Annotated in this window: 10 protein-coding genes; 5 read left to right on the forward strand and 5 right to left on the reverse strand. The window is 46.6% G+C overall.

The genetic code is table 11. The annotated features are described in order from the left end of the window. The first annotated feature begins 7 nt into the window (after positions 1-7). From QUA02_RS04225 to QUA02_RS04235, 3 genes are all read left to right on the forward strand, one after another. On the forward strand, positions 8-3,181 hold the full coding sequence (locus QUA02_RS04225; protein ID WP_333025550.1) for a sensor histidine kinase: 3,174 nt from the start codon (positions 8-10) through the stop codon (positions 3,179-3,181). A 27-nt stretch (positions 3,182-3,208) separates the two neighbouring features. Further along, the gene (locus tag QUA02_RS04230; protein WP_333025551.1) at positions 3,209-4,996 is read left to right on the forward strand and encodes a PAS domain-containing sensor histidine kinase; all 1,788 of its coding nucleotides are present in this window, start codon (positions 3,209-3,211) and stop codon (positions 4,994-4,996) included. A gap of 221 nt (positions 4,997-5,217) precedes the next feature. Further along, a complete protein-coding gene (locus QUA02_RS04235; protein WP_333025552.1) occupies positions 5,218-5,706 on the forward strand; it encodes a hypothetical protein in 489 nt (162 codons plus the stop codon). An 84-nt stretch (positions 5,707-5,790) separates the two neighbouring features. Here QUA02_RS04235 and QUA02_RS04240 read toward each other — a convergent pair whose 3' ends face one another. Beyond that, complete coding sequence (locus QUA02_RS04240; protein WP_333025554.1) at positions 5,791-6,282, reverse strand: WbuC family cupin fold metalloprotein; 492 nt, start codon at positions 6,280-6,282, stop codon at positions 5,791-5,793. Positions 6,283-6,358: 76 nt separating this feature from the next. On the opposite strand from QUA02_RS04240, the gene QUA02_RS04245 reads away from it, so the two are divergent. Continuing rightward, positions 6,359-7,585, forward strand: a complete 1,227-nt coding sequence (locus QUA02_RS04245; protein WP_333025555.1) for a tetratricopeptide repeat protein — start codon at positions 6,359-6,361, stop codon at positions 7,583-7,585. An 80-nt stretch (positions 7,586-7,665) separates the two neighbouring features. Here the strand turns inward: QUA02_RS04245 and QUA02_RS04250 are convergent, their stop codons facing one another. Continuing rightward, entirely contained in the window at positions 7,666-8,538 is an 873-nt protein-coding gene (locus tag QUA02_RS04250; protein ID WP_333025556.1) for an S-methyl-5'-thioadenosine phosphorylase, read from the reverse strand. A 209-nt stretch (positions 8,539-8,747) separates the two neighbouring features. Between QUA02_RS04250 and QUA02_RS04255 the strand changes: the two genes are divergently transcribed. Then, the gene (locus QUA02_RS04255) at positions 8,748-8,948 is read left to right on the forward strand and encodes a hypothetical protein (RefSeq protein WP_333025557.1); all 201 of its coding nucleotides are present in this window, start codon (positions 8,748-8,750) and stop codon (positions 8,946-8,948) included. A gap of 121 nt (positions 8,949-9,069) precedes the next feature. Here QUA02_RS04255 and QUA02_RS04260 read toward each other — a convergent pair whose 3' ends face one another. From QUA02_RS04260 to QUA02_RS04270, 3 genes are all read right to left on the reverse strand, one after another. Further along, the gene (locus QUA02_RS04260) at positions 9,070-9,909 is read right to left on the reverse strand and encodes a Tab2/Atab2 family RNA-binding protein (protein ID WP_333025558.1); all 840 of its coding nucleotides are present in this window, start codon (positions 9,907-9,909) and stop codon (positions 9,070-9,072) included. Positions 9,910-9,970: 61 nt separating this feature from the next. Next, positions 9,971-11,224 carry an adenylate/guanylate cyclase domain-containing protein gene (locus tag QUA02_RS04265; protein WP_333025560.1) on the reverse strand — a complete coding sequence of 418 codons (1,254 nt, stop codon included), beginning with the start codon at positions 11,222-11,224 and terminating at the stop codon, positions 9,971-9,973. A 790-nt stretch (positions 11,225-12,014) separates the two neighbouring features. Continuing rightward, positions 12,015-12,557 (reverse strand): carboxymuconolactone decarboxylase family protein, encoded by a 543-nt coding sequence (locus QUA02_RS04270; RefSeq protein ID WP_333025562.1) that lies wholly within the window; start codon positions 12,555-12,557, stop codon positions 12,015-12,017. Positions 12,558-12,852: the final 295 nt, after the last annotated feature.

Here is a 12,852-nt window from a genome sequence, read left to right on the forward strand (position 1 = left end):
CTTAAACATGAAACTGCTCAACCGCCGCACTCGACCGCTTCTGCACGCCGGCATCCTGGCCGTGGCCTACTTTGTTACCGGAAAACTCGCAGCGTCGATGCTGGGACTGGTGAAAGCCGAAGCCTCCCCCGTGTGGCCGCCCGCCGGTATTGCTCTGGCGGCAATGCTGCTGCAAGGGCGGCGGATGTGGCCGGGAATTGCCCTCGGTTCGGTGCTGTTAAACTCTACCGCCGGTATACCCTCCGCCGTCATTGTCACATCGGCTTTTAGCGTCACCGTGCAAGCTTTAGTGGGGGAATTGGCGCTGAGGCGGAGCGGATTTTCGACTTCGCTCGATCGATTGCGAGATGTTCTGAGTTTGGTGGCGGGCGCTGTCATCGGGTCTACTTTGCTCGGTTCTACCCTCGGCAACTTGGGCGCGTGCATTTTTGGTTGGGTTCAGTGGAGCAATTTCTCTCGGAACTGGTGGACTGCGTGGCTCGGAGACGGCATGGGAATTTTGATCGTGACGCCAGTGCTGCTGACTCTAAACCACGCGGTTAATAGTTTTAAATTTCCAATAAAACTGAGATGTTTCATTATTCTCAATTACTTGTTTAGGAACAGGCAAGATGCCTGTTCCACAAGAGATGAATTTTCTTGTGGAACAGGCATCTTGCCTGTTCTTGACAATGGTGTAAAATGTGAGATAAAACCTGGAATTCTTTCAAGATTGAAAACATTTTTTAACTGGGGAAATTCCAAGTTACAAATTAAAAATTATCCAAGCACATTTTTTTCAAATAAAAACCGCTCTCAGCTTTTATTTTTAATTGTTAATTATTCAGAAATAGCGCTCTGGCTGACTCTATTGCTGAGCGTTAGCGGGCTGTTTTTTTGCTCGAAAACACAGGCGGCGATCGCTCAGTATCCGCTGGAGTATCTGCCTTTTCCTCTGATAGTTTGGGCCGCCCTGCGGTTTCAACCGCCGGGAGCGATTTTTGCTTATTCGATCGTGTCTTACATCGCGATTTTGGGAGCGGCGCAGGGAGGCGGCCCGTTTTTCGCCAAAAGCGATAATCTCAAACAGGCGGTTTTATTTTTACAAGCTTTTATCGGTACGATCGCCCTTGTGGCCCTGATGTTGGCGGCCGCCGTCGCAGAACGCCAGCAAGCGCTGGTGGAGGTGCGCCGCACGGCGGCGGCGCTGCGATCGCGCGAAGCTAGTCTGGCTAAAGCTCAGCGCATCGCTCAGTTGGGCAATTGGGATTTAAATTGCACCGCAGTCGCAGTAACTGAGAGCTTTCAGGAATTGTCGGAACACCTTACACCCAATATCGAATTGCGGTGGTCGGACGAACTTTACCGCCTCTTGGGTTTTGCTCCGGGAACCGTCAAACCGACACCAGAAGTTTTTTTGCAGGCCGTACATCCAGAAGACCGAGAATTGGTGGCGCGATCGCAGTGTCAAGCTATGTTTGAGCGCAAACCCTATTGCATTGATTACCGGATCGTGCTTCCAGACGGCGGAGTGCGTACTGTCTGCGAACAGTCGGCAATTAACTCAAACGTCATTTCCGCCACAGTCCAAGACGTTACCGAACGCCACCGCGCGGAAGCGGCTTTGCGAGCGTCGTCCGAGCGCGATCGCTTGCTCTCAGAAATGGCGCTGCGAATTCGCCACTCCCTCAACATCGAAGAAATTCTCAACACTACTGTTGCCGAAGTCCGGGAATTTTTCAAGGCAGACCGGGCTTTCATCGGTATTATGGACGCGGACGGGGTACATCTTCCTAGCCCGGTGTACGGTAAGGTTGTGGCCGAGTCTGTGGATGCCCGATGCCGTTCTCTTTTGGGGTGGGTGCTCGCTGACGAGAATCACCTCGAAAAACAGAAAACTTTTTATGCTAACAACCGCGTCCGAGCTATCTCCGATACTGCTAGCGTTCAAGTCAGCCGTGCAGTTGCCCAATTGTACAGCGACTATCAAATTCGAGCGACGTTAAATGTGCCGATCGTCCTGGGGGATGAATTGTTCGGGATCTTGGCCGTCAACCAGTGTTCGGGGCCCCGCCAGTGGCAGGAATTTGAAATTGATTTGTTGGAAAAACTCGCTACCCAAGTGGCGATCGCTCTCCAGCAAGCCCAACTTTTGCAGCAGGTAAAAGCTCTCAATGCCAACTTGGAATTTCAAGTGGAGGAACGCACCCGCCAACTACAGCAAAAAATGCACGAACTGCAAGCAAGCAACTGCCTGAAAGATTTATTTTTGCACGCAGTTTCTCACAATCTCCGCACTCCAGTTATGGGAATGTTAATACTGCTGAAAAATTTGCTCAACAAATCGCCCTCAGACTCTCTACAGGATGTTCCGGTTTCTCGATCGATTTTGCAGCGGATCGTTCAGGGCAGCGAACACCAGTTGACTATGGTTAATGCCCTGCTCGACGCTCACGCTAGCGAGGTCAAAGGTATTGTTCTCAATACTGTACCGCTGCACTTGCAGTCTTTAACTTCAGCAATTGTTGCCGATTTAGAACCGATGCTGGCAAAAAATCAAGCAACTTTGACTCTGGAAATATCGCCGGATTTGCCGCGAGTCAATGCCGACAGCCAACACTTGCAGCGGGTGCTGGAAAATCTGCTGACTAATGCTATCAAACACAATCATCCGGGAGTGAATATCACTTTGAAAGCCGATGTGATTGAAGTTGAAAAAACGCTAATTTATGAAGGTAATTCACAGGTTTTAACATCCCAAAATACTCCGCTCGCCCGCTGTATCGCTAACCGGATATCTGCTTGGGGCGATCGTCCTGGGATACTCGACACCACGCAGAAAAATCAGGAAACCCGCGCCAAATTTAACCTCGACGGCAGTTGCCAAATGCCCCGCTATCAGGGCCAAATTGGCAATACCAGCGGCAAATTGCCCGGAGTTACCGTAAAAATGGTTCGCTGTACTGTAACAGATAATGGAGTGGGAATCAGCGCCAAACAGCGGGAATCTCTGTTTGAACTTTACGTTCAAGACCCCAATAGCCGACAATTAACAGGGCTGGGTTTGGGATTGTACCTCTCCAAGCAAATTATCAAAGCTCACGGCGGCTCGATCGGCGTCGAAAGCACTCCCGGAGTCGGCTCGACTTTCTGGTTTTCGCTACCGGCTGTCAACTCGGACGATCCATCTTTCTCAATCTAAAATCTCTAATCTAAAATCTAAAATAGTATGAGCTATTTGGGCAATGCAAAATCTGTTCAGGCGTTAACGGTTTACGAGGTGTGGCGCGATCGCTTCCTCCGAGACAGACTGCGCCCTGCTGTCGCAATTGCCATCTTTTTTGCCTTCACAATAACTGTCTATTTTATGGGCGAAGCATTCTTCGCTCGCCACGAGTTTAAAAGTGTTTATTTGTACACGAGCGCTGCTGTAGAATTGGGTTTGCTGACCTGTTTTGTGCTGCAAAAAACCTCGATCGGACACCGCTATCCCGGTTTGCTATTTTTGGGTTTTTCGTGGTCGCTGACGGTCGTTGTACAGCTTGGGTTAGCCGTCGCACAAGCCGGGGAATTGCCGATTTTTACCTGGAGTTTAGCGTTTCTCACCCAAGCTACGCTGATGCCCGTCCGCTGGCGCCTCCACCTGATTTCTCAACTCGGTGTTTTGTGCTGCCACGTCGGGATCAATTTGGTTTTAAATCTAAGTTTTGCTAAGTATACTGCTTTTAAGCTAACCGGGTTTTACTTATATTTGTTTTGGTTTTGTTTGATTTGCGATTTGTCGGTTTATTGGTACGAATGTCTGCAACGGAAAGAGTTTAGTACGAGGCGCGAGTTGGAATCTGCTTACCAGCAGTTGGAGGTGGCGGAGGCGAAGTACCGCAGCATTTTTGAGAATGCCGGCGAGGGAATTTTTCAAAGCACTCCCGACGGCCGCTACATTACTGCAAATCCAGCTTTAGCAAGGATTTACGGCTGCGATTCCCCGGAAGAAGTGACGGCAAAGTTTACTGATATCGAGCGGCAGTTGTACGTCGATCCGGTTCGCAGAAATGAGTTTTTGCGATCGATCGAGGAAAGCAGCACAGTGTGGGATTTTGAGTCTCAAATTTACCGCTCAGACGGCAGTATTGTCTGGATTTCCGAGAAGGCGCGGGCGGTACGGGACAGCAGCGGCTCCGTGCTTTATTATGAGGGTTTAATTGAGGATATCACGCAGCGCAAACAGGCACAAGAATCCCTGCGGCTGTTTATTCACGCTCTTTCTCACGACTTGCGAAACCCGGTGGCGGGAATGTTAATGGTGCTGAAAAATTGGCAGACGAAAACTGGGGATTCGATCGCAATTCCCCGTTCTGTTTTGGAGCGGATGATTCAAGGTAGCGAGCAGCAATTGCGGTTGATAAATTCGCTGTTGGAAGTTCACGCCGGGGAATTGCGCGGTTTGGTTTTGCACTGCGAGCGGGTTGATTTGAGGGCGGTAGTTGAAGCGGCGGCCGCAGATTTAGAGCCTTTAATGAATGAGGCTCAAGCTACTTTTAAAAATTTGGTTCCCGATGATTTGCCTGCCGTGAATGCGGACAATACTCAGTTGTGGCGCGTGTTTTCTAATTTAATTGCTAATGCTTTGAAACACAATCTGCCTGGACTGAATTTAACGGTTTCGGCTAAAGTAATCGAGGCGGAAAAATTCATTATAACTCACAGCCAAGCGAAAGAGGATATCGATAAATTACCAATTACCAATTCCCAATCCCCAATCTCCAATTCCCCAAGTAGTATGATTTACTGTACAGTTGAAGATGACGGGGTAGGAATATTGCCGGAACAGTGCGAACATCTTTTTGACCTTTACGTTAGGGGCGATCGATCCCGACACTCCGTTGGTTTGGGTTTGGGTCTATATCTTTGTCGGCAAATTATTGGCGCTCACGGCGGGGAAATTGGGGTAATTAGCGCTCCCGGTGCTGGGGCAATTTTTTGGTTTACTTTGCCCCTGGCTGAGAATTGTAGGTGATTTTTTTGTCTGTTTAACTACATTTTATATTTTGGTTGTACCGCCGCAGGTGGCCGAGGAGTGGCTGAAGCCGAATTAGTCGATCGCACTATTGATATTAATTTAAAACAGTGCTATAATCCCGGAATGTTTTTCCTAAAAAAAAATCGACCTTCAGATTTTATTTATAAACAGCATTTAATCTAGAAAATCTCTAAAACTAGATAAAAAATCTGCAATTTATGTTTGTCCATAAAAGCTCAGAAAATACAGCTAAAGACGATGGAGCTAAGTACGACTCAGCTAAATATAACGAGCGGTCGTTTTCAACTTTAATGCGGGCGCTTCGTCTTTCCCAAGGTTACTTTTCTTTCGTTTTAGTCAACTGCAACTCGCTGGCTTTGCGGCAGGAAATAGTCGATCGGCTGCAAGCAACTTGTGTCCAGAAGCCGCAGCAACTGTTTTTGCCCGCATCGGCGACAACTCTCTACACGACAATCGCAGCAGAACTAGACGGCGAACAGCCTCCAGCTTTAATGCTCCTAGGTTTGGAATCAGTAGAGTCGATCGATCGATTGCTCGTTTCTACCAACCTGCTATGCAGCGAATTCAGCAAAACATTTTCCTTTCCCGTCGTCTTTTGGGTGACGGATGAACTTCTGAGAAAAATCATTCGCACCGCGCCGGATTTATACAATCGGATGACGACAATTAGATTCCTCAATCATTAGTCAGTTGTCAGTTGTTAGCAGTCAGCAGTCAACATTCAACATTCAACAGTCAACAGTCAACAGTCAACAGTCAACAGTCAACAGTCAACAGTTAAATTCTGCTTCCCAAATCAAAACTAATTCCCGCGCCGCCGCAGTTCCCTCAGCAGGAAAACTTGCCAAAAAATCTTTATCCGCCGCCACGTCATAAGGCCCTTCCTTGAACTCCAAAATCACAGTATCCGGTGCCAAAGCTACCAACGTGTGGATAGTGCCCTCTGGAAGTTCGACAGCGCGAGTCGGGCCAGCAGCGCTGACTCGCAACGATCGCAGGATTTGACCGTTTTCGTTCAAAATAACAATACCGACTTCTCCTTGAATCACTACAAAAAACTCAAAACCGTTAACTGCCGGCGGGCGCAGGTGTCGGTGAGGGCGGACGTAAGTGCCTTGTTGCAGCACGTTGACAAACCGCTGCACCTTTTCTGACAAATCGTGGAAATTGTAGTTTTGTCGCTGGCGGGGACTGCTGCGGGAGGAAGCTGCAACTTCGTCTAGCAATTCTTGCGTCAACAATTTGATCGGAGGGGACTGCACAACAGATATCCTGTATTTAAGAGTTTTTGAACAAATAAGCTAGTCTGGGATCATCTTTACCAGCATTTCTTGAAAGATGAAAATCGCAAATCAGGTGCGTATCACTAAGGCAATGCGTTTGTCAAGTATTTTTAGAACAAGTATTAGCCCGATCGCCCTTTCGACTATTCTACTCTGCGCCAATACCGTTTTTGCATCTGAACCGAGAGCGGCGGCACTTTTGGTTCAGCAGCAATTGCCACAGCAGCAACTTAAAGAAGAGATTCGCGATCGAGTTCAAGAAGAAGTTGACATTGCTTTCGGGCGCACTGCCCTGCTGCTGAACGGGCTGGTAATTGCCTTAACTTTGTTTCCGACAGCAGCCGGAGTCGGTGTTTGGTTTCTGTTTAGTAAATTGTCCAAGCAGACAACAATTGCTCGCCAAGAAATTGAAAGTCTCCATTACGATACAATTTCTCAATTAAAACTATTAATTTCCGATGCTGAAAGTATCTTAGGCGAAATCCAACACCAAAGTCACCCCGCAAATGCAGAAACAGACTTGTTATTTCCCGACGCCCAAATTCAAGAATTTGCTCCGGTTAACTACGGCAATTACCAACAGCTAGTGACGGCAGGCGACTATGCTAAACAGGGAGATGCTTGTTTCTTTGAAAACCGCTATGAAGATGCGATCGCAGCTTACGATCGGGCCCTGCAAATTCAGCCGGATTTAGCCGATACTTGGAACAACCGGGGAGTTGTGCTCACCAGAATGCAGCGGTATCCAGAGGCGATCGCCTCTTACGAACAAGCTACCACAATTCGCCCCAATTATCCCGACGCTTGGAACAATCGAGGCGTGGTATTGTTGGAGTTGCAGAAGTACCAGGAGGCGATCGGCTGTTACGAACAAGCAATTCAAGCCAAACCCGATTACGCCGACGCTTGGAACAACCGAGGCGTTGCCTTTTCCAAAATGCAGGAGTACGAACAGGCAGTAATTTCTTACAATCAAGCCCTACAAGTTAAAAATGATTATACTGACGCTTGGAACAATCGAGGCGTTGCACTCTCAAAATTGCAAAAATACGAAGCGGCGATTGATTCTTATGAAAATGCTGCTAAAATTCGACCTGATTTTTACAGAATTTGGTACAATAAAGCCCGATGTTATGCACTGCAAGGTAAAATTGAATTAGCAATTGAAAATTTAAAGCGCGCCCTCAATCTCAATCCGAATGTGTGCAAACACTTGGCACAAACTGAAGCTGATTTGGAGAAGATTCGCGAACACGAGGCATTTAAGCAGTTGATTAATTGAGCGGAATTATGTAGGTGCGCATTGCGCACCTTACCCATCGGGAATCACGCACAACCTCATGATTACCGTTGAAATTGCAACTACAAATACTTCTGTAACAGCAAACCCATTTTTTCCTTAGTGGCCGCCGGCACTCGATCCAGTTGAGTTAGAATTGCATATTTCAAAGCTGAATGCGAGTCGGAAACGGGGGGATTTTCGGTTAGCCTCCGCACTGTTTCTTGAATGGCTTTTTGGGCATTTGCTGCATTGCGGTGCAAGTTGGCAACTACCATTTCTACGGTTACGCTGTCGTGATCTTCGTGCCAGCAGTCGTAATCGGTGACTAATGCTAAAGTTGCGTAGGCAATTTCTGCTTCTCTGGCTAATTTTGCTTCGGGCAAATTTGTCATTCCGATGACTGTCGCCCCCCAACTGCGGTACAGGTGGGATTCTGCTTTTGTGGAAAATGCGGGGCCTTCCATGCAGACGTAGGTTCCTCCCCGGTGGAGGTTAACGTCGGCGAGGTTCAAGGATTCGATCGCACTTGCCAATACTTTAGCCAATTCGCCGCAAACCGGATCGCCGAATGTGATGTGAGCAACAATTCCTTCTCCGAAAAAGGTAGAAACTCGATTTTTTGTGCGATCGATAAACTGATCCGGCACTACCATATCTAAAGGTTTCGCCTCAGCTTTCAGGGAACCAACCGCCGACGCTGAGATTAAATACTCAACTCCCAAACTCTTCATTGCATAAATATTTGCGCGGTAAGGCACTTCTGAGGGCAAAAAAGTGTGGTTGCGGCCGTGTCTAGCCAGAAATGCCACCGGCGTACCGTCCAATGTTCCCACAATTGCGGCATCCGACGGCGAACCGAAAGGTGTATCAATTTTCACCTCTTCAATATCTTTGAGGGCCTCCATTTTATACAAACCGCTGCCGCCGATAATTCCGATTTTTGCTTGTGCCATTTTTACTTTCTGCTTGAGTTTCACCACAGTGATTCTATCGGGCCACCGTTAAGTTGGGGTAAAGATAATTCAAGATTTCGTGACAACAGTCACCCGACATACACTATATTGTCACAAAACAGATGTGATTTCAATCACAATATAACTTCACGAAATCTTTAAAAATAAAGCTACAGAGTTCTGTTATATATTTTTAGCGTGTTAAGACTATGACAGTCAGTTCTGCTAACCTGCCCAAAATCTCGATCGAGGCGATCGTCCAGCGAATCTTTGCGTTCCGCCAAATTACGCCCCTTGACAGACGGCTGATCAAGTCAGCAGTCCTTGACGGGCTCGACGAAAAGGATCATGCTCACCTCAACCGAGTGTGTCAGGGTATCCAAAACGGATTGATTTTAGTTGTGGAATAGATAGTGTTTGTAAATTTGTGCTTGAGTCTGCATCTGCTTGAACACAGTTCTGGCGGTATTTTTTTTGTTTGCGGTTCGGGCGATCGCGATCGACATCACAAATAATAATATTATTTACATCTTATCCCTCAAAATTCAACAGCCAAAAGCCTGTATAAGTCATGCCACTATCATCCGGCTGCACTAATAAAAAATGCAATCCTCGACTTAATTGCTTCCGCTGTTGGTAAATTTTCGCCGCCGCTTTCACCTCGCTATCTTCAAAAGTAGCAACAACCCACCTATCTGCTAATCCAGCTTCCAAAATCAATCCGTCGGGAGATCCAGCGATATAATTCAAAGCAAAAGGTTTGGCATCCTGAAGCCATCTTGCCAACCGCATAGACTGGCGCCCGCCGTCAATTACAACTCCCGGTACGGGCACTGTTGAGGCCAAGCCCAAATTCAGCGGTAACAGGAATTCTGGCATTTCCAAAATGGGCAGGGGACGCCCTTGGAAAGCATCTTCAATGTCGCCAGCGGGTAGGGAAGCAAAACGCCAGCCATCGCCCCAGAGGTTTTCCGGTAAGGGGACGGGCGGAGGTGACTCAAGGGCGATCGCGCTGTAGGTTTCGCCTGTATAATTAGGCATGATCGAATATGCTTTTGCCCGTTCTTGCAGCAGCAACTTCAGAGCCGCCGTGCGCCGAGTTGCTTCTACTTTGACGCCCAAAACTTTAGCCGCAGCCTCAATTAAGCTGAGAGATTGAGGTCGAAATACTTGAATTAAATCTGGCAAATTATGAGTTTGAGCTTCCTGCTGCAACTGGGAGGCTAGCCAAGTCGAATTAGCGGCACCCTGGCGGCAAACAGCGCTAAATTGAAAACTGCGTTCCGAGTCGCAAATTAAGAGTTCCCACAGTGGTTTGCCAGTTTCGTCTTGGAGAGGGCGGCGGTAAAAATCGGCTTGCCAAATTTCCATAAGCACTTAAAAAATAAACTCAACAACTGTATTATTTTAATATAACTCTGCAACAATGAAGTCATTTAAGACGGCGAACTAAATACATATCCAGTTCGCCCTTATTTTTAGCATAAACTTTTCCTCGGTGTTCGCATTCAAAAAAATCTTTGACTAATTCAAATGTTGCCTGGGAGATATTCACCTTTCCCGGTACGCCGGAAGATTCCATCCGAGATGCGGTATTAACTGTATCTCCCCAGACATCATAGGAAAACTTTTTATTGCCAATTACTCCAGCTAGCAGAGGGCCGGAATGAATGCCGATGCGGATATCCCAATAAGGAGTATTTTCATAAGCTTTCACCTTTTTTCGCAGTTCCATGAACTGTAGAATTTCTAGGGCCGCCAGCACAGCGTTAAGGGCGTGTGCTGGTTTGGGTTTAGGAATTCCTGACGCACACATATAGCTGTCGCCAATGGTTTTCAATTTTTCCAAACAGTATTTATTTACCACCCGATCGAAATAAGAAAAACAATAGTCAAGTTCGTCCACTAACTCTCGCGGTTTCATTTTTTCGGCTAACTGAGTAAAGCCTTGAAAATCGGTAAATAAAACCGATACGTTGTCATAATGAACTGGTTCCACTTTGCCGTTAATTTTGAGTTCTTTGGCAATTTCAACCGGGAGCACATTCAAAAGTAGTTTGTCTGCTTTTTGCTTTTCGGCATCAAGTTCGGAATACAGTCTATTAATTTCTTTGAAGCGTTCAGCATTGCGGATGGCTGATGATACTTGCAAAGCTAAAAGATAGCCAATCCGCAAATCTTCTTGGTTGTAAGACTGCGGCTTTGTTGTGGCAAAAATAATTGTCCCCAAAACCTTACCTTCGCTTGCCAAAGGAATGATAATTTGGGAGGCGTAGTTGGACAAAACACCAGCAGTAAAGCCTTCGTGAATTAGTTGGGGTTGTGCTGTTTTTAATGCTTTTTTTATGGGGCCGTTTTCTGGTAGGCTGGCAATATCTAAATTGATGGCTTTGCCAAACAGTGTGGTGCAAGAGTTAGTGCTGTGCAGGCAAATGCTACAGTGTTCAAAGTCTAGCAGCCATTTGGCTTGTTTGCCTACTACTCGAAAAATTAAATCGATATCAAGGGTGCGGTTAATTGCGGTGGCAATTTCATTGACTGCGGCCATGCGTGTGGAAAAAGACTGAGCTTCTGCTAATAAGCTGCGGGCTGTTAGCAGAAGTTCTTCGCGGTCTTGATCTTCTAGTCGATTACCCATCTTAGGGGGGGAGATATGGATAGCCGGACGGTTTTGTTGTTCTTTCAACCGATGCTGCAAAATCATAAAGTCCTATCAATCCCTTCATAGATATTTACCTCTTTTATATCGGCTTCGTCTAAGTGGGATAAGGTGCGTAAAGATTTAACGATATCCTTAATCTGCTCTGCTCCAATTTTCATCGAAGCCAAAAGTTCTTGCAGGTATTCTAAAATAAAATCGAGTTCCAGGCCGTGAATGTTGTCTGCAATTTCCGGCGCGGGAGTGGGTAATAAACTTCATAAACCTTAAGCAACGACAAAAGCTCTTGAATGTATTGCTGAGCCGGAATCAGCTTGCCATAAATGAAGTTAACACAGCGTCCATATTATTTGCTACTATTTTTCATAGGGGATTACAGGAGGATTAAAAAACCGCTGCCATAAAAATAAGAATTAGACTTTTGTACTTAACACTTGTGATGAGCAGATGCAAGGATACGAACATAGTTTAGATTAGATTAGCATCAATTGACTAAGCTTTAGCAAAGTCAACTGTCACATTTTTAATTGTGGTTGTACGACCAATTGTGACACCTACATGACATTTTAACCAACGATCGAGAAAAACTGAGCGCTGCTACCTCAAAGGTAGCAGCGCCTCTTGAAATTGAGTTATACCGCTCAGCGATCTGTTATAGCAGAAGGAAGAAGGCTTTAGTTATAAGCGAGAGAGAAGGAAGAAGTCGATTGGCGGCGGGTGCGATGAAGCAGGAAGCCCTCATAGCGACAAGCAGCGGAAAACTCCGAAGCGATCCAAAAGTTCCGAGTCTTCTCAGTGGCTTGGGTTCTGAGAGGTTTCACAAGGCATCTATTTCGAGGTCAATAGCATCAGTATATCTGTTGACACTGCTAAACAAATCGGCCGTCGCAATCAATTCAAAGATTTCTGCATCATCTAGTCCTAAATCCCGCAGGTTTTGGTAGTGAGTTGCTGTGAGCTCTTGGGGGTTGGTGGCGGCCTGCAAACCAAAGGTAATTACGGCTTTTTCGCGATCGGGCAGGGGGCAGTTGGCAAAGTCTGAAACCAGCAGCCGCAGGACTTCTTCGCTGATTCCCAAAGCTGAGAGTCCGTGGAGGTGAACTTGTAAGGCGTACTCGCTATCATTTGCTTGGGAAATGGCGACGCCGATCATTTCTTTAAGGGTGCGGGGTACGTCTCCTTGCAGGATTGTAGAGCGGAATTTTTTCCAGTTTGCTTCTAATAAGTCTGGGTTGGCTGCCATTGACTTGAACAGGTTGGGTACGATGCCAAACCCTAGCTCGGTCAAGATTTCGTCGTATACTGATCGAGCTGTGGGATCGGTGAGTTGCTCGTATTCTACGATCGGAAAGTGTGTCATGTCTATTATGATTTTTACTGCTGTTGATGGTGAGATGCACCGCTTTCTACAAACTACGAGGAGTAAATATGAGCTAGCAGGGGGTAGAATTTTTGCCGCTCGATTCAATATCTACATTATTACAGCCGAAAAATTTCAAATCCCGACTTTAACACGTACTTCCGCATTTTGAAACAAAAAATATTGGTCGATCGACCAATCTCACACGATCCACGCCCTCAAATTTCCCCTCTCCTGCGAGCAAACGAGGTTATTATGGATAAACTGTAAACTTCTATCATTGTCGCTGCATTTG

The organism is Microcoleus pseudofavosus SVA1_A4 (assembly GCF_036700565.1).
Taxonomy (GTDB): domain Bacteria; phylum Cyanobacteriota; class Cyanobacteriia; order Cyanobacteriales; family Microcoleaceae; genus Microcoleus.